Annotated in this window: 17 protein-coding genes; 7 read left to right on the top strand and 10 right to left on the bottom strand. The window is 40.1% G+C overall.

Annotation, left to right across the window (positions count from 1 at the left end; translation table 11 throughout):
• Positions 1-37: 37 nt before the first annotated feature.
• From L1272_RS19315 to L1272_RS19300, 4 genes are all read right to left on the bottom strand, one after another.
• On the bottom strand, positions 38-769 hold the full coding sequence (locus tag L1272_RS19315) for an RNA methyltransferase (RefSeq protein WP_194442717.1): 732 nt from the start codon (positions 767-769) through the stop codon (positions 38-40).
• A 117-nt stretch (positions 770-886) separates the two neighbouring features.
• Entirely contained in the window at positions 887-1,333 is a 447-nt protein-coding gene (locus L1272_RS19310) for a flavodoxin (RefSeq protein ID WP_054553717.1), read from the bottom strand.
• A complete protein-coding gene (gene truC / locus L1272_RS19305; RefSeq protein WP_054553718.1) occupies positions 1,320-2,093 on the bottom strand; it encodes a tRNA pseudouridine(65) synthase TruC in 774 nt (257 codons plus the stop codon). Before truC ends, L1272_RS19310 begins: the two co-directional genes overlap by 14 nt.
• A gap of 1 nt (position 2,094) precedes the next feature.
• On the bottom strand, positions 2,095-2,409 hold the full coding sequence (locus L1272_RS19300; protein ID WP_054553719.1) for a YqcC family protein: 315 nt from the start codon (positions 2,407-2,409) through the stop codon (positions 2,095-2,097).
• A gap of 106 nt (positions 2,410-2,515) precedes the next feature.
• On the opposite strand from L1272_RS19300, the gene L1272_RS19295 reads away from it, so the two are divergent.
• Both L1272_RS19295 and L1272_RS19290 read left to right on the top strand, forming a co-directional pair.
• Complete coding sequence (locus L1272_RS19295; RefSeq protein ID WP_054553720.1) at positions 2,516-3,544, top strand: DUF3549 family protein; 1,029 nt, start codon at positions 2,516-2,518, stop codon at positions 3,542-3,544.
• Positions 3,545-3,844, top strand: a complete 300-nt coding sequence (locus L1272_RS19290; RefSeq protein ID WP_054553721.1) for a DUF3301 domain-containing protein — start codon at positions 3,545-3,547, stop codon at positions 3,842-3,844.
• Positions 3,845-4,541: 697 nt separating this feature from the next.
• On the opposite strand, the gene L1272_RS19285 is transcribed toward L1272_RS19290, so the two are convergent.
• Entirely contained in the window at positions 4,542-5,189 is a 648-nt protein-coding gene (locus L1272_RS19285) for a GNAT family N-acetyltransferase (protein ID WP_054563618.1), read from the bottom strand.
• 147 nt (positions 5,190-5,336) lie between these two features.
• On the opposite strand from L1272_RS19285, the gene L1272_RS19280 reads away from it, so the two are divergent.
• From L1272_RS19280 to L1272_RS19270, 3 genes are all read left to right on the top strand, one after another.
• Entirely contained in the window at positions 5,337-5,567 is a 231-nt protein-coding gene (locus L1272_RS19280; RefSeq protein WP_235374112.1) for a DUF2789 domain-containing protein, read from the top strand.
• Positions 5,568-5,722: 155 nt separating this feature from the next.
• Positions 5,723-5,989: a hypothetical protein gene (locus L1272_RS19275; RefSeq protein ID WP_235374111.1), complete on the top strand. Its 267-nt coding sequence runs from the start codon at positions 5,723-5,725 to the stop codon at positions 5,987-5,989.
• Entirely contained in the window at positions 5,989-6,762 is a 774-nt protein-coding gene (locus L1272_RS19270) for a Zn-ribbon-containing protein (RefSeq protein WP_054553724.1), read from the top strand. Before L1272_RS19275 ends, L1272_RS19270 begins: the two co-directional genes overlap by 1 nt.
• Positions 6,763-6,823: 61 nt before the next feature.
• On the opposite strand, the gene syd is transcribed toward L1272_RS19270, so the two are convergent.
• Positions 6,824-7,363, bottom strand: coding sequence for a SecY-interacting protein (gene syd / locus L1272_RS19265; protein ID WP_235374110.1), 540 nt, complete (start codon positions 7,361-7,363; stop codon positions 6,824-6,826).
• A gap of 59 nt (positions 7,364-7,422) precedes the next feature.
• On the opposite strand from syd, the gene queF reads away from it, so the two are divergent.
• Entirely contained in the window at positions 7,423-8,268 is an 846-nt protein-coding gene (gene queF / locus L1272_RS19260; protein WP_235374109.1) for an NADPH-dependent 7-cyano-7-deazaguanine reductase QueF, read from the top strand.
• Between the two features lie 69 nt (positions 8,269-8,337).
• On the opposite strand, the gene L1272_RS19255 is transcribed toward queF, so the two are convergent.
• Complete coding sequence (locus L1272_RS19255) at positions 8,338-9,372, bottom strand: isoaspartyl peptidase/L-asparaginase family protein (RefSeq protein WP_235374108.1); 1,035 nt, start codon at positions 9,370-9,372, stop codon at positions 8,338-8,340.
• A 125-nt stretch (positions 9,373-9,497) separates the two neighbouring features.
• On the bottom strand, positions 9,498-10,202 hold the full coding sequence (locus tag L1272_RS19250) for a SapC family protein (RefSeq protein WP_138599996.1): 705 nt from the start codon (positions 10,200-10,202) through the stop codon (positions 9,498-9,500).
• A 243-nt stretch (positions 10,203-10,445) separates the two neighbouring features.
• Between L1272_RS19250 and L1272_RS19245 the strand changes: the two genes are divergently transcribed.
• Positions 10,446-11,156 (top strand): DUF6445 family protein, encoded by a 711-nt coding sequence (locus L1272_RS19245; protein ID WP_235374107.1) that lies wholly within the window; start codon positions 10,446-10,448, stop codon positions 11,154-11,156.
• 37 nt (positions 11,157-11,193) lie between these two features.
• Here L1272_RS19245 and L1272_RS19240 read toward each other — a convergent pair whose 3' ends face one another.
• A complete protein-coding gene (locus L1272_RS19240) occupies positions 11,194-12,705 on the bottom strand; it encodes a tryptophan halogenase family protein (protein WP_235374106.1) in 1,512 nt (503 codons plus the stop codon).
• Positions 12,706-12,943: 238 nt separating this feature from the next.
• Positions 12,944-15,538, bottom strand: coding sequence for a TonB-dependent receptor (locus L1272_RS19235; protein WP_235374105.1), 2,595 nt, complete (start codon positions 15,536-15,538; stop codon positions 12,944-12,946).
• Positions 15,539-16,452 lie beyond the last annotated feature (914 nt).

The raw sequence follows: 16,452 nt of genomic DNA, 5'->3' as shown, positions 1-16,452 counted from the left end.
TGTTATTCTTCAATTTAACCCATTTTAGGGTAAAAGGTTAAGCGTGGCGCTTAAAATTATCTAAAATAATACCCGTTGCCATTGCTACATTAAGCGATTCTGCTTGGCCATAAGCCGGAATAGTGATTTTATCAGTAACTAAGCTTTCGCAATCAGCACGAATACCATGGGATTCACTGCCCATTAGTAATACGGCATCTTGCTTAAGAGCAGTTTTGTGAATGTTCTCACCTTCTAAAAATGCGCCATACACAGGAAGGTTTAAACTAGGTAAGTAACTGGTTAAATCAGTTTGTGAGACACACACGCGAGCAAATGAACCCATGGTTGCGCTAATAGTTTTCGGATTATAAGCATCCGCACTGTCTGTGCTGGTAACAATATGCTTAATACCATACCAATCAGCAACACGAATAATCGTGCCCAAATTCCCCGGATCCGACACGCCATCAAGGGCTAAAATAAGCCCTGATGTTGGTAATGCTTGCTGACTTGGCATATCAACAACAGCAATGGCTGCGTTGTTACTAACAAGCGTACTGGCTTTAGTTAGGCTGTCTTCGTCTGCTTCAATGACTTGATGGGCTGCAAGCGCTGTTTGATGCGCTGAAATAAATGCAGGAGTCGCAAAAATATGAGCAATACTTAAACCACTGTTTAGTAATTCAAGTACATTTTTTTCGCCTTGTACAAGGTACTGATTGTATTGCTTACGGTATTTCTTTTGACCTAATGCACGAATTAGTTTCAGTTGGTTTTTTGAAATCATAACAGCCTCATAAAATGATGGTTTAGTATATCAGATTCTGTACTCGAAAAACCAAGGGGAAAGTGCCAATTGCTTATTCAATCAGCACTTTTAAGAGACACTTGCCAATAAGAGGCATTAACTAATTTTCGTCAGCCACTCATTTAACCATGGCTCAGTAACAGGCCAAGGCTCAAAATCTTCACAGGCATCAATTTCTAAACGATGACCAACAGGTTTTGCCTGTAAATCGCGAAACAGCTCATCAAAACTGCGACCTGCACCACAAAACGTATCGCCATAACTACGATCGCCCATAGCAATAATGCCGTATTGCTTGCCTGTTAACAGTGGGAATTGATCATTTAATTGGCTATATAAAGCGATTAAGTTATCAGGAATATCGCCCTGACCCGTCGTTGAAGTGATCACTAAAATATGTGACGCAGCCAGCATGTCATCAACCGTGGCATTTTCAACTAATTGCGCTTGATGCTCAGACTTTTCAATGACTTCAATAACTTGTTCGCTTAAACGCTCAGCACCGCCGTAAACACTGCCGACAAAAATACTAATGGTTGCCATAATAATCCTTTTCTTCTGTTGGCCAGCCAAGTTGCTGGCAAATCGTTAACATTGCATCGCCTAAAGGCGCTCTAATTGTTATTGGTTGCTTGCTATAAGGGTGCACAAACTTTAATTCAGAGGCAAATAACATTAACCGACGAAGCTGAAAATGCTCTCTAAAAAATTGATTATGCTGATTATCACCATGATTTACATCACCAATAATTGGCAATGATAAATGTTTTAAATGACGGCGTATTTGATGTTTGCGGCCAGTTTTTGGAAAACACTCCACCAACGAGTAACGAACTGTTGGGTATTTACCAATTGGAATAGGCAAGCTTGCTTGGTGCAAACAATGAAATTGCGTTTGTGCTTCTTGCGGTGCTTTATTTTGATCAGCAAACTTGTCGGCGATTTTATCAAGCTCTTCTTTTAAAGGTTTATCTAAGAAGATTGATTCGTTTAAAAAGCCTCTTACTAAAGCTAAATAACGCTTTTCAATTTGCCCATCAATAAATAACTGATTCATATCACGGGCTGCTTCTGAACTTAACGCAAACAGTAATACGCCTGAGGTTGGTCTATCTAACCGATGTACAGGAAACACGTGTTGACCAATTTGGTCACGCAGCATTTGCATCGCAAATTGGGTTTCGTGTTTGTCTAAAAACGAACGGTGAACCAATAAACCAGATGGTTTATCAATCGCAATGTAATTTTCATCGCGGTACAGAATCGTTAACTCATCAAATTGTGGCTTAACAATCTCTTGCATCTTAGTCATCACTCAAAAGTTGATCGAGTTTTTGTAAAACGTTAATCACATCATTACCGCCGCTGTGTTGTGCCAGCATCATTTCAGCCATAGGCGCAATTGCAAAATTACGGGGTAAAGGCTGGGCATGTGCAATGAGGGTATGCATTTTTTCAAGAAAAACAAATTGCAGCCATTGCTCAAAAGCCATGGTGTCATGACAAAACGGTACACTAGAATTGAGTGCACTTGGGTCAATCGGTGTTGTTTGCCAAAGTGAATGGCGTTGTAATGTGGATTCTAATTCGCGCAGCAGCGCCAAAGTCTGTTGATGCATTGTAAAACTCTTAATACCTTTGTGCTTAGTATACCCTGTTCCAAGGCGCCATGGTATGGCGTATAATTCGCGGCTGATATAGATTAAATACGGTAATTGAGATTTTATGACTGAGCAGATCGCCACCTTAGGGCAACTTCTGGATGCAGCAGGTACCACTTGGCGTGCCTTCGATATTGGCAGACACATCACGAAATTAGACAAAAAACAATTTCTTGCCATTGAAGAAACAAAAATCCCTTACCCTTACCCGCTTGCAGGTCATGCTTGGCTTGCTATTCAATTTTGGGATGTAAAAGCGTCTAAAGAACCTTATGTATGGTTTTTAAAATTCCCACTAGATGAGCAAAGCCGTCTTGTAAGCGCAAGCCGTGATCACTTCGCAAATATGGTAATTGAAGCGCTTGGTACAGAAATTACCGGTGAAAATGCCGAAGGCAAATTAGACAACAACCCGTATGTATTTACGCCAAACGCCAACAAGCTAGCAGCATTTAATGCACAGGTTAAATGTTTACTTAAACAAAGTGCTTCACAGTATTACGAATATGCGCAGCTGTATTTCTCAGGCAAACTAGGATTTGATAATTGGCAAAGTGTTGCAGTACAAGGTATTGCAGACTTTGCGATGCGTTTAGATAACGACAACAATTTAGCAAATCTACAAGCCGCTTGGGGGCAATTACCAGTCGAAGTATTACAGCCGCTAAGTGCAATGCTTGAACATGTTGCAATCGAACCCGTGTTTGCAGAGCAATTGTTAGCCTATGGTTTAAACGCCATAGAAAATAAAGACGACATCGCCCTTGTAGCAGCCCTCAGAAGCTTATCAAAAACACCAGCGCAAGGCTTAACTGCACAACTGGTTGATGCTGTATTACGCTCTGATATGAACACCCAGTCAGATGTACTATTAACGATTGCAGGGCGTTGTTTTAGCACGCTTGAAGACCCAGAACGCTTACATGTGTTTATGGATTGCTGTGCGCACCACACTGAGATTGAGCAACTGTTTGTGAGTATTTTCACCGATTTAGTTGCAATTCCTAGTATTCGCCCTCACCTACTAGGTTTATTAAGAAAAGAAAATCGTAGCGAAACTCTCGCTCGCGCAATTGGAAGGTTATTCTCGTAAATGGCAGGCTTGTGGACACTCATCATCATTGGCAGCATCATCTATTTTTTTTGGTTAAACAGAAAAGTAGCCGAAGCAGCTAATCTTCATGCACAAAGACAAATTGAGCAATTAAATGTGCAATTGATGAGTGTTGCTTGCAATAAACGCCGACTTGGTATTTTAAAAAGCGGCAAACCAGGTATCAAAAGCGAATTTATTTTTGAGTTTTCAAGTGATGGACAAAACGTGTATCAAGGCGTTTTGATCATGGAAAATGAATTACTTAAAAGTGTCGTAATACCGCCACATAAGATTTAAGTTGCGAGTTGCGAGTTGCGAGTTGCGAGTTGCGAGTTGCGAGTTGCGAGTTATACAAGAATAATTGCAAGTGCGAGAAGTGTAATCTCCAGAAAGAACTAAGGCGTAGCTATTAGCCACGCCCCAATCTTGCTACTTCCATGATTAAGTATCCTTACTTATGCCGAAGCTGCCTTTTTATCTTTCCCCTGAACGGGTATACATCCGATACACCCACCATGCTACTTCATGTAACATTTAACACATCCTAGTGCCGTCCTCTTGCCGTCAATGGCTATCCACTTCGTTTTCCAAACGCTCCTTTAGCTTCCTGCTAAAATCATCCTTTGGTCAGTCCTTTTCAATCGCTCCGCGATTGTACTGCATCCTGGCAGCGTCCTCGCTCTTCCTTGCTTCCCTAGCTCTTGTCCCTTTGCTTCCTGCTAAGCATCTTGCTTTGTTGCCATAATCCTAATCCTTGGCATCAGTTCATTCATTGAACCTGCGTCTTCTTGACATGATTAAGTTTAGAGAAATGCGGATATCTTGGTAGGCATAAAAAGTAATTTTTTCTAAGTCACAAAAATGACAAAAACAATAAATCCTTTAAAATCATTACAATAAGCAATTATAGGTACAAATTTAAAGGCATTAAACTGATAAAACGCACAGCAATGTGAGACTTATCGCACATTGCTATTTCCAAAACGTCCTTTGCTTAATTTGCAGCTTTGAACATCAAGTCACCTTCAACTTGGTTAAAGCTCAAGGCTTTGAACACCTCAAACCCTTCAGAGCTAAAGAATTCACGCTGTTCAGAGCGGGTAACAAATACAGCTAAACCACTTGCTTGATTGCTTGACTCAACTAAATCATCAAGCCCTCGTAGCAGATATCTGCCTAAACCTTGCCCCTGAAAATGTGGGTCAACGGCTATAAAGGCTAAAAACAGATAATGGCCTTTGCTTGAAAGCGCTTCGCGAATAGTACGCTCTTTTTCTATAAGCTGATTGGTTTGCAAGTAACCTGCACTGAGCATCAGTTTTAAGCGCCAATGCCAGTATCGCTCAGCTTGTAGTTCACTTGCCGAATCAAATACACAGGCAATGGCTTTTAATCTACTTTGTGAGTAAAGACCTATTAGAGGCTGTTTTTCTTGCCAGAAACTTGCTAGCTCTTCACGTACTAAAGCACGTAATTTAGTTTCATATTTACTTGGGTTATCTTGTTGAAAACCTAATACATTCTGAAGAACGGGATCATCATGATAGGCTTGATAAATAAGGCTTGCGGCAGTGCTGATATCTTCAGCACTCAGGTATTGCACACTTAAGGTTTCGGGTTCAGCAACTGTCAAAATACTCATCCTTTTATTTGTTTTATTATTTTCGTACTAGACTATAAGGTATATACCCAACGGTGATTAAAGACAAATTCAGCGTAAGTTAAACTGCGGTTCATCATCATTAAGTTCAAGCAGTAATAATTATCGCCATACACAAGGAGCAGAACTATGGATACGACAAAACATGATATTTCGACCCTATTTGCACAACTTGGTTTACCGAGCAAAGAAAGTGAAATAGATGCTTTTATAACATCTCATCAACTGTCTGATACAACCCTATTGCAGGAAGCGCCTTTTTGGGATGAAGCTCAGCAACACTTTTTAGCAGAATCACTTGCAGAAGATGGTGCTTGGAGCGAGGTGATTGATGAATTAGACGCAAGGTTACGCCAGTAACGCCTGCGAGCTAATTAACAAGCTTAAATAACATTCTTTTAGCTCGTTAATTAGGAAAGTAATTTCACTCCACATCTATTATTGCTACCATACGCGCGCACTGCAGCCCATATACTGCGGTGCTTTTTAGTCTTTATAAAAGAGTTTATACAAAAATGAATGCCGTTGTATTTGATGCAATTAAAACCCTTCTTGATGAAGGTAAAACCCCAACAGTTGCCTTAACTAAAAGTAAGTTAACCCAACCTATGCCGATGCCTGTGATCATCGCTGCGGTTAGCCAATATAAAAACAATCCGGATTCAATTAATAATTTCATCAATAACCCGTCAAATGAACAACTGAATACACCAAAAGAAAGTCAATTGGATCGTATTGAAGCTAAATTAGATAGGTTATTAGCACTGCTTGAGAAAAAATAATGTTTGTTGTCGATCTGACTTTTGATTGCTACCAAGATACTACCCTAGAGCTTGCTGAGCAGGCGATAAACCGCCTGGTCAATGCACTTCGTTTTAACGGCCAAATTATTGGTGATGAATTTCCAACGGTTTTAAAAGATGGATTTTTCATTACTCGTGTAATGTGCCCAACCGAAGATGCGATGCATCCGCTCAACCATAGCCCGTTTGTAAAACATAGCATTGAGCAATTAAACACTGCAGGCTTACTGGCACCAAAAGTTAAAGTGGTCGGCCAAGACATTCACTCAAATGGCGCAGACATGTGTCATGATCCGTCGTGCTATATTTTGTATACCACGTACGTGCACACCTGTAGCCCGCTTTATTGTGGTGATGACTTTTTGCCTGTGCCGTTATTTCGCATTCCAGCCATTGCCAATGGCGATTACAAAACACTCATTAAATGGCAAGAAGACTGGCAAGCGTGCGATCAAATTCAGATCAATGGTGCAACCCGTTGTGAATTTCCTGCGCTTGAAGAGCTAACGAGCATCAAGAGTGACTTATACCGCCGTGGTCGTGATATCACGAAACGTATTAGTTTTCTAACCAAGAAGCCAGTTTATTACTATTTATACCGTGTAGGCGGCGTTGACAAAGAGTCAGAGCTTAAACGTCGCTGCCCAAGCTGCGATGGCGAGTGGAAATTACCAGAGCCATGGTTTGGCTTATTTGATTTTCGTTGTGAGCCCTGTGGCATTGTTTCGAATATCTCGTGGGACTTTCAATAACCTAATAAAGGTAATAACCAGATACACGAAAGGGGCAATCGCCCCTTTTTGCTTATTGAATTTACACCGTTACTTTGTCTAAAAACTCACTAATGCTATTCGCTAGCACATGATGTGGTTTTTTACCCACGTACTCTAAGCAAACCTCTCCGCTTTCGACTAATACAGTGATCAGCAGATCATCTTGCTCTGTAAGACCAATAAATACGGTTTCTGGCTGCTTTAGCTTGCGCTTCATTAACACGTGACCGGTAATATTTTGCTGTAAGCGGCTAAAATCATCTTCATTCCATGCTTGTAGCAGTTCAATGTGATGATCATCAATACTCAATAACAAATTACCCGCATAGACATGACCAAACAATGGGCTTAAATCTTCAGGAAACGATAATTCGAGTGCCTTAGCTAAGCCTTCTAAACTGCCAGCAGGTTGTTGTGGAACTGCACACCACTGAATAAGCCCCTGCTCATCTACTTCGCCCTGCTCACAGGGACTTGGCCATGCTGTATCATGTTCAATAACAGGAAGCTTTCCTGTGCGTTCGAGGCATTTTTCACTAAATGCTTGATGTAATTTATCTAGTTTTGTAGAAACAGACATACTGCGAAACTCATTGGCTTTAGGTATAATGCCGCCATTGTAACTACAAAAGTGTAAAGATGACAGATTACAGCAACTCACCCGAACTGAAAAACAGTGTTCTTGGTAAAAGCACAGAGTATGTAGATACCTACACACCCAGTTTACTGTTTCCTATTGCCCGTAAATTAAACCGTGATGCATTAGGTGTTAGCGAAGATAACTTACCGTTTAAAGGCCAAGATATTTGGACTGGCTATGAATTATCGTGGCTAAATAGCAAGGGTAAGCCAATGGTCGCTGTGGCAACGTTTGTATTTCCTTGTCAAAGCAGTCACATCATTGAGTCAAAGTCATTCAAATTGTACCTAAATAGCTTTAATCAAACACGTTTTGAGACGCCGGATGACGTACATCAAGCACTGAGCAAAGACTTATCCGATGCGGTAAATGCACCGGTGATCGTTACTTTATACCAAGCTGATGATTTCAATTGTTTGCCATTTTCAGCGTTACCGGGCGAATGTATTGATGATCTGGATATCGAAATCACTAGCTATGATATTGATGCCAGCTCACTTCGCCATAATGGTGATGAGATTGTCTCAGAAACCCTACATAGTCACTTACTAAAATCGAACTGTTTGATCACCTCACAGCCTGATTGGGCGAGTGTGATTATTCATTATAAAGGCCAAGCGATTTGCCATGAAGCCTTATTAAAATATTTAATTTCGTTTAGAACTCACAACGAATTTCATGAACAATGTGTGGAGCGTATTTACTGCGATTTAATGCAGCAGTTAAACCTCGAAGAGCTTGAAGTGTATGCCCGTTATACACGCCGAGGCGGTTTAGATATCAACCCTTATCGCTCAACGAATCAAGATGAAACACCTTTCAAGGTAAAAATTAATCGCCAATAACTTTGGTGGCAATAAAAAACCGAGTTGTGAAACTCGGTTTTTTATTGCCTGAAGATTCGTTACAGGTAATTACTCGTCTTTAAAAATACCCACATACGTTGGTGATGTATTCGATTTACTCGCACGATACATACCAGCGGTGTTAAACGGCAAACTGATGTTACCTTTAGCATCAATGATGATCACACCACCAGTTCCCCCTACAGGCATTAATACATCGTGGATCACTTCGTTACCTGCTTCCACAATGGTTTTACCTTGGTATTTTACGCGAGCACAAATATCAGCTGCCACATTGTAGCGAATAAAGTACTCGCCATGGCCTGTCGCAGATACTGCACATGATTCATTTTCAGCAAAGGTTCCTGCACCAATCACAGGTGAATCACCCACACGACCAAAACGTTTTGCTGTCATACCACCTGTAGAGGTACCTGCGGCGATATTACCGTTTTTATCAAGTGCAACCGCTCCAACAGTGCCCATTTTGTAATTAACTGGCAGGGCTTTGTGTGCAGCTTGGTAGTCTTTGCTGGTGACTTTTTGTTTATCGAGCTTTTCTTTTGCTTTTAATAACGCTTTGTAGCGATTTTCAGTATCGAAAAGATTGTTTTCAACCAGCGGCATACCTTGAGTTTTTGCAAACTCTTCGGCACCTTGACCGCTGAGCATAACATGCACTGATTTTTCCATCACTAAGCGCGCCAAGTTAATTGGGTTTTCAATGTGTTTAACCCCAGCAACAGCTCCTGCTTGGCGTGTACGACCATCCATAATCGATGCGTCAAGCTCATGTGCACCGTCATAAGTATATACAGCACCGCGACCAGCGTTGAAATACAACGAGTTCTCAAGCACATTAATTGCCGCAGTAATGGCATCTAGGCTCTCACCGCCTTTTTCGAGCACAGCATAGCCTGTTTCAACGGCTTCTTTTAGTTTTGCACGGTAAGCTTTTTCTTGCTCTGGCGTGAAGCGGCTTTTTTCAATTGTTCCAGCACCACCATGAATAGCAATAGCGAAAGGTTGATCACTACTATGGCTGAAAGTACTATATGATAATGCGCTAAGCGCAATGGCTGAGGTGAGTAATGTTTTTAACATAGGGGCACTTATATTTATTTTAGTTTGTAAGCCCAATGTGAATAATTCGTCGCTGGTTTTCAAGCTTTAACAGACGAAAGAAACAAAAAAAGCGCCTAATGGCGCTTTTTTTCAGCAGTTTAAAATTAAGCTTGAGCTGCTTTTAAACGTGCTAAACGTGCTACTTGGTGAGTAGACGTTAAGAAAGAGTAGATTGGTGCTAAATAGCCACGCTTACGAAGGTCTAAGAACTCTTCATCACCTAGTGAGTTAAGTTTTTTCTCGTCAACAAGGTAGATACCGTTGATGTCTTTTTTCTCACCTTTGATTTCTACAGTTAGCGTTTGAGCTACTAGTAGTTCTTTGTCTGCAAGGTACTTAGTGAATGCTTCAGTTACCTGAGAGAACTCGATGAAAGAAACAAGTGCTTCTTTACGACGCTTAAGGTATTCAGTTTCTTCACCGTTTTCGAAAAGTGCATTACCTGTTTCTTCGCTTACAAGTGGGCTTGCTTCGTCGATTACGATACCAAATTGGTCAGCTTCTGGATGCTTAACAAGACCAAGTGGGTAACGAGTCATAGACATAGGCGCAAATGCTGCTGTCCATTTGCCGTCTTGAATGAAAAGGTTTTCGCCTGGCTCTAGACCAAATAAAGCAACTGCTTGAAATTTACCTGATTCGTTGTTTTTAACAAATGCCATTGGGAATTCATTTGCGATGCGTGCAAATTCGTGTGCAACCACAGGTACTAAGTGCTGAGTTTTCATGAACTCAATGTTGATGCCATTTTGAATTTTAGTGTTGGCATGTTTTTCGTTATGTAAAGGCTGTACTTGTTGCTCCGCCATGATACTGCTCCGTTAATTTTATAATATGTTTTTGCTGTTAGTGCCCAAAGCCTATAGGTTTTGGCAACAAAAAGGAAGTGAAAATTTTGTGGCAGTTTGTACATTATAAATTAACAAATTTACTCATGTTGCTAATTAACCTTAAGTGATGAAAAAACAAGCTGCGATCAAGTAAATATTATCACGCATAAGCCACTATTTTTGTTAGTATATTCAACAAACACGGGATGACTGAGGCAAATAATGGAAGGCTATCAATTAAATAAAGACTATAAAGTAAGCCAAGTATTTATTGATGAAATTAATGAAACCGTTATTATCGTTGATGGCTTTTTGCACAACCTTGAGCCAGTTTATCAATTTGCTACAGAAACAGCCTACTTCCAGCCTTTTGGCAGCGATGGCACACTCTACCCAGGCAAACGAGATGAAATGCCTGCGCCCTACTACCGAGCTTTTGAGCAGCTAGTTAACGAACTTTTAGAGCAAGGGATCATTACTAGCGGCGAAAATAATTTATATCTTCACCGCTGTAAACTTTCATTAGTTACTCAAAATGCGGATGAATTAAATACCTTGCAGCGTATGCCACATATTGATTCAACGGATGATAAAACATTTGCAGCAGTGCATTATTTGTCAGACAAAGAATGGGGTGGCACAGGCATATATAAATACCTACCTGAGAACATTATTAAAGTGACGGCTGATAACCAAAATAGCGTGCATAACATGATTGCTGATACAGAAAAACACAGCGCAACTCATCCTGGCTATTTAAATGAAACAACAGCGCTTTTTGAAAAAGTGGTGGATGTTGAAGCCAAGGTCAATAGGCTCGTAATTTATAAAAGTAATCTATTACATAGCGCAACTCTTTTAAATCACAAAAAGTACTGTAATGATTTAAATAACAGTCGTTTATCTATCTCCTCATTTTTTAGAATCGACTGAGTTGGCTAATACGTATTAGCCAGCTCAGTTAATAAAATTAGTACTTCTGTAAGCCAAATTTCTTTATTTTATCTAACAGTTCTCTGTGCTTAGGTAGCTCGCTTAATAGCTGATTGACGCGCTGCTGTTTAAGTTTAGCAACTTGTTGATTGTCGCTCTGCTTAGTTTGCTGTTTGGCAGGTACATAATGCATACCAAACAGTACGTATAAGTAGTTTTCTAAGTCGAACAAATCGAACTTACTGGCAAAGTCTTCGCGTACCGGTGTAAAGCGCTGCCAGCGTGCTAGGTTATTTTTTAGTTTTTCTGATAACTGGTCGGTTTTTTTGTTATCACGCCAAAAGGCTGAATCAGTTCTATCCGAAATACAGTAATGCATTTTTATAAAATCAAACGTTTGTTGCCATACATAATTCACCTGCTGATTGTATTCATCAGCAACTAAGTTAATGTCCTCTCGGGTACGCGGAAAACGTTTAGCTAATAACCCCGCAGAAAAGTCTGCAATTAAGATGGCAGTTGCTTCAAGTGGCTCAACAAAGCCTTGCGACAACCCTATAGCGACACAGTTTTTCTGCCACATTTTTTCTCTGTGCCCTACTTTCATCGGGATCTTTCGTGGCGTTAAGTGCTCAAATTTATTACCTAAATAATGATGCAATTTAGCGTGCGCTTTATCATCGCTCATATACTTAGATGAATAAACAAACCCCACCCCTCTTCGCTCTGTTAGCGCAATATCCCAGATCCAACCGGCTTGGTGTGCCGTGGCAATAGTGTAAGGCGGTATTTCATCATCGCTTTGTGTCGGTACTTGCAATGTGATTGCAGTATCAGTTAATAAACTATCTGACTTATCAACAAAGCCCACCCCTAGTTTTTGCCCAATAAAGGCAGCCGAAAAACCGGAGCAATCAATTATAAAGTCAAATTCTAAGGCGTTAGTTTCTGAGTCAATTAGGTGTGTAATAAAACCTTGCTCATCACAGCTGACATCTTTAATTTCTGCAAACAGGTGTTTTACAGCAAAATGTTGCGTGGCATGGCTTCCTAAGAAAGCAGCAAACTTTTTAGCATCAAAATGATAGGCATAGCCATTGATACCTGCATATTGCGGTGTCGCAATTGTTTTTGGAGCTAGGTTATTTTCACAACATGCATGCTGCTTAGAAACAAAGTCTGCGTAATCATTACCGTTACCCTCAGCAAGCCACTGCTGCGTTAACTCCTCACCGAATATATGTGGGTGATCAAATAAATGATGGTAAAAGTTAGCACCATGTTTGTGTTTATCTAGCCAATTTACAAACTTGATTGACTGCTTAAAAGTAACATCACATTCATTGATAAAATCACTTTCACTGATACCAAACTTTTGCAAAGAGTTGCGCATCGAAGGAACAGTACCTTCACCGACACCTATGCTGGCAATATTAGGAGACTCGATTAACGTGATCTCAATGCCACTTTGCAAAAGCGCATGACCCAAATGGTTAGCGGCTAACCAACCTGCTGTTCCACCACCAACAATTGCGATTTTTTTTATCATTTTCACTCGCCCACTTTTATACCAATTCGCTTAATTAAATGGTCTAGTTTGAGGCAAGAAAACCTTGTTGATAACAAGGCAAAAATTTCGTTATTTAGTTGTTCTAAATCAGAAATTTTTAACGCAGTTAGCGACAGGTTTAATCCCTCAAAATGACTAAGTATTATTGCGGGTTGGTATTACTCACAAAAAAGCCCAGTGCGAGCTGGGCTTTCTTAATTTCGTTATCTAAATCAAATTAGAAACGTAGTGATACACCTAGCTTGTAGCGTGCTTCACCTTCAAAGCTCCATGCTGGGTAGCCGTTACGAAGCTCAGGAACTACTTCTGCATCAGAAGGAGCAACACCGATTTGTACGCTGTCTTCTTCAGTTAAGTTAACAGCTTCAAACGTTACGTCAATGTTATCAGTTACGCTGTAGTTAGCACTGAAATCAAGAGTACCGTATGATTGGTGCTCACGGTTACCGTAGAAACCAGGAAGCTCACGGATCATGTACTCTGAACGCCAGTTATAAGCTAAACGTGCTGAGTAAGTATCTGTTTCATAGTAACCCACTAAGTTCACAGTATGCTTAGACGAATCTGAGAATAATGGGATCATATCTGGGTAGTTTTCAGCTTCTGATGGTGCATCTACGAATGTGTAGTTTGCTGAGTAACCAAAGCCACTGTCAAAGCCATCTTGAATTTGTAGCTCGATACCTTCGATTTGGCCACCACTTGCATTAAGCTTAGTAGATAGCGTCCAGTTATCACCTTGAGTATCTGGGTCTACAACACCGATTTGTTGATTCAAGATTTGGCTTGAAGTAACAAATGATGTGATGTCTTTGAAGAAGTAAGTTGCACTTACCATACCGTCACCATCAAAGTACCACTCAATACCTAAATCAGCTTGAGTTGCTTTGAATGGGTTAAGGCCTACGTTACCTTTAGTTAGTACTTCGTTATTTGCTGTACCATCAGCGTAACCTGCAAAAGATGATGCAGAGAACATATCTGTGTAGTTAGGACGAGCAATTACTTGTGCTGCAGAGGTACGTAAAATTACATCTTCAGCTAAATCGAAAGCGATATTGATGCTAGGTAATACGTCGTTGTAGCTCGCTTTATCTGTGCTTAGAGAGCTTTCGTACTCACCGTTTGCAAAACCGTAGTAATCTGATTCTGCATCTGTAGAGATATAACGTAAACCGAAGTTACCGCGGATAGATTCTGCAGAGAACTCTGCCATTGCGTAAACTGCAAAGTTCTCTTCTTCAATTGTACCGTAACCTGAGCGGTATACAGCTGAATCATTATCGAAGCTTACAATTGCAGCACGTGCATCTGCTACCATTTTGTCAAAATCTGGCTTTGGTAAAGTGAAACCAGCACCTGATGACATAGTACCTGAGTAGTAAGTCTCACCATCACCAGTTGGTAATGTATCAACTAAAGTAGTTGAGTAAGTCTCTTGTTTTACTTCATGGTCAGCCCAACGGAAACCTGTTTTGATTGCTGTGATAGCACCAAAATCAACAGGGAATGAAAGGTCTAACTGTGCGTAAGTTTCTTCATCTGTGTTAGGTTGTTTTTTAAGTGCCCAACCAGCTGGAGATAATGGACCTGCAAAGTCTGATGCTTCAAAGTATTTGTTATTGATATCAATTTTGATCACATCACCAGTTGCATCATAAGTACCCGCGTAATCAGATGGAACACCTATGAAGTTACCGTAGTTTGCAGTAAGGTCTGTACCACCTTCTGATTCAGTTGTACCGAAACGACCTTTTAATGTGAAGTTTTCACCTTCGTATTTAAGGCTGAAATCAGCTGTGTCAGATGACATGCTCGCAATACGTGCCCAAGTTTGAGTCCAACCTGGGTTTGCGCCTTCACCAGTACGACGATAGAAAGTACATGTACCTGATGCATTTGTTTGCTCACAAGCGGCTTCTTTGTCGTCAGGGAACATTACGAAGTTTGAGGTATTTGCATTGTTTGCATCTAACTCAAGGCTCATGATGTTTAAACCTAGCTCTAGGTTTTCTGTAGGACGATACTGGAAAGTTGCATTTAATGCTGTACGTTCACGCTCTTGTTGGAACGTAGTAGGAACAATATCACCCCAACCGATCAGTGATTCGATACCGTTACGTTGGTAGTTTGTTTCAGCCCAAGATACTGAACCTAATAAACCGAATGTTTCTTCGTCATTTTTCCAGCTAAATAAGCCAGAAACTTGAGGGTCTGTTTCTTCAGAGATTGTGCCGTAGTCGGCTTTTGCACTTAAGAAAGTTGTACCAGCGTCAAGATCAAGTGGCTTACGAGTGTTAACAATAACAGTACCACCAACACCACCTTCTACAACGTCAGCTTGAGAAGATTTATAAACTTGGATTTCACCAACTAATTCAGGTGGTAAAAGCGTGTAGTTGAAGCTACGGTCGATTGATTGTTGGTCATACCAACCTGTTGATGCAACAGTTTGACCGTTTAAAAGTGTGCGTGTTAATTGGCTTGAAGCACCACGAATAGACACTTGCTGACCTTGACCGAATTGACGGTTAACAGCAACACCTGAAATACGACCAAGTGCTTCACCTACATCGCCATCAGGAAACTTACCGATGTCTTCTGCAGAAACAGCATCGACAACGCTGTCAGCAAAGCGCTTAGTATTCATTGAAGCTTCAAGTGAACGGCGAATACCGCGAACTTCAATTACTTCAACATCTTCTTGAACTTTTGTTTCATCTGCTGCGTACGCAGCGCCAGTGAACCCAGCACTCATTACGAGGCCGATATTAACTGCTAATAAGCTTTTCTTAAAATTTTTAGCTAACACAGGATTCCCCTTGAATCATTTTGTTGGTTTTTTATATCACTTCTGCCCAGCGATGATGACAACGCTGTCATCTAGTAACAAACCATACACTCTAAATTACATTTGTGCTACATCTTTTTGGTTAATTTGTGCAAAAAATTTACAACAAAATAATCAAGTTATTGATATAACTAATATTTAATATTGAGTTTTTAAGAATTGTTACAAATAAACGGCGCAAATATAGCATGAGTGATATTGCAGATGAAAAGACCAAAAGGATGGGTTTTTGAAATTAGCTAAAAATTACATGTATTTTTGTAAGCTTTAGTTTCCATTGGGCATTTATTAATCATAACTAAAAGTTATATAAAACCTGTTACCTAACAATAAATTAGCTTAAAAAACTAACGTGTTTCTAAAAGCGCGCTGTCATGTACAAATTATTTTTAACTTTTTCTGGGCAGAATGAGTTAAAGGGAACATTGAGAATAACAATCAATAACAATGACAGCGCTGTCATTTCAATTATATAGAGCCCTTTTGTACTTGTCTAACACTTTATCGGCTATTTAAAGAAAGTGTATTTATTCAATACTGTTTGTTATACCAATTCGCTTAATTAAGTGACCTATTTTTAGGCAATAAAACCTCGTTGATAACAAGGCAAAATTTCGTTATTTAGTTGTTCTAAATCAGAAATTTTTAACGCCGTTAGCGACAGGTTTAATCCCTCAAAATGATTAAGTATTATTGCGGATTGGTATTCAAGGTAAGTATTTAAAAACAAAAAAGCGAGCATAATAGCTCAATGCCGATCAGTTAAGCAATTGACATTTGGCATAATAGGATCAAAATCCGATGATCACAGGTCATCGGATTTTTTTATGCCCCTTAATCATAGCTTCGCCAATATTTCATCATTTATCGATTCT

Source organism: Pseudoalteromonas sp. PAST1, assembly GCF_021532515.1.
In the GTDB taxonomy this organism is placed as follows: domain Bacteria; phylum Pseudomonadota; class Gammaproteobacteria; order Enterobacterales; family Alteromonadaceae; genus Pseudoalteromonas; species Pseudoalteromonas simplex.
Note: the sequence above shows the minus strand (reverse complement) of the source record. Positions and strands in the feature narration are given on the sequence as shown.

Excerpts from the sequence above, each read along its gene's own strand:
- L1272_RS19315 (WP_194442717.1), bottom strand. The coding sequence starts at position 769 with ATGATTTCAAAAAACCAACTGAAACTAATTCGTGCATTAGGTCAAAAG.
- L1272_RS19310 (WP_054553717.1), bottom strand. The coding sequence starts at position 1,333 with ATGGCAACCATTAGTATTTTTGTCGGCAGTGTTTACGGCGGTGCTGAG.
- truC (WP_054553718.1), bottom strand. The coding sequence starts at position 2,093 with ATGCAAGAGATTGTTAAGCCACAATTTGATGAGTTAACGATTCTGTAC.
- L1272_RS19300 (WP_054553719.1), bottom strand. The coding sequence starts at position 2,409 with ATGCATCAACAGACTTTGGCGCTGCTGCGCGAATTAGAATCCACATTA.
- L1272_RS19295 (WP_054553720.1), top strand. The coding sequence starts at position 2,516 with ATGACTGAGCAGATCGCCACCTTAGGGCAACTTCTGGATGCAGCAGGT.
- L1272_RS19290 (WP_054553721.1), top strand. The coding sequence starts at position 3,545 with ATGGCAGGCTTGTGGACACTCATCATCATTGGCAGCATCATCTATTTT.
- L1272_RS19285 (WP_054563618.1), bottom strand. The coding sequence starts at position 5,189 with ATGAGTATTTTGACAGTTGCTGAACCCGAAACCTTAAGTGTGCAATAC.
- L1272_RS19280 (WP_235374112.1), top strand. The coding sequence starts at position 5,337 with ATGGATACGACAAAACATGATATTTCGACCCTATTTGCACAACTTGGT.
- L1272_RS19275 (WP_235374111.1), top strand. The coding sequence starts at position 5,723 with ATGAATGCCGTTGTATTTGATGCAATTAAAACCCTTCTTGATGAAGGT.
- L1272_RS19270 (WP_054553724.1), top strand. The coding sequence starts at position 5,989 with ATGTTTGTTGTCGATCTGACTTTTGATTGCTACCAAGATACTACCCTA.
- syd (WP_235374110.1), bottom strand. The coding sequence starts at position 7,363 with ATGTCTGTTTCTACAAAACTAGATAAATTACATCAAGCATTTAGTGAA.
- queF (WP_235374109.1), top strand. The coding sequence starts at position 7,423 with ATGACAGATTACAGCAACTCACCCGAACTGAAAAACAGTGTTCTTGGT.
- L1272_RS19255 (WP_235374108.1), bottom strand. The coding sequence starts at position 9,372 with ATGTTAAAAACATTACTCACCTCAGCCATTGCGCTTAGCGCATTATCA.
- L1272_RS19250 (WP_138599996.1), bottom strand. The coding sequence starts at position 10,202 with ATGGCGGAGCAACAAGTACAGCCTTTACATAACGAAAAACATGCCAAC.
- L1272_RS19245 (WP_235374107.1), top strand. The coding sequence starts at position 10,446 with ATGGAAGGCTATCAATTAAATAAAGACTATAAAGTAAGCCAAGTATTT.
- L1272_RS19240 (WP_235374106.1), bottom strand. The coding sequence starts at position 12,705 with ATGATAAAAAAAATCGCAATTGTTGGTGGTGGAACAGCAGGTTGGTTA.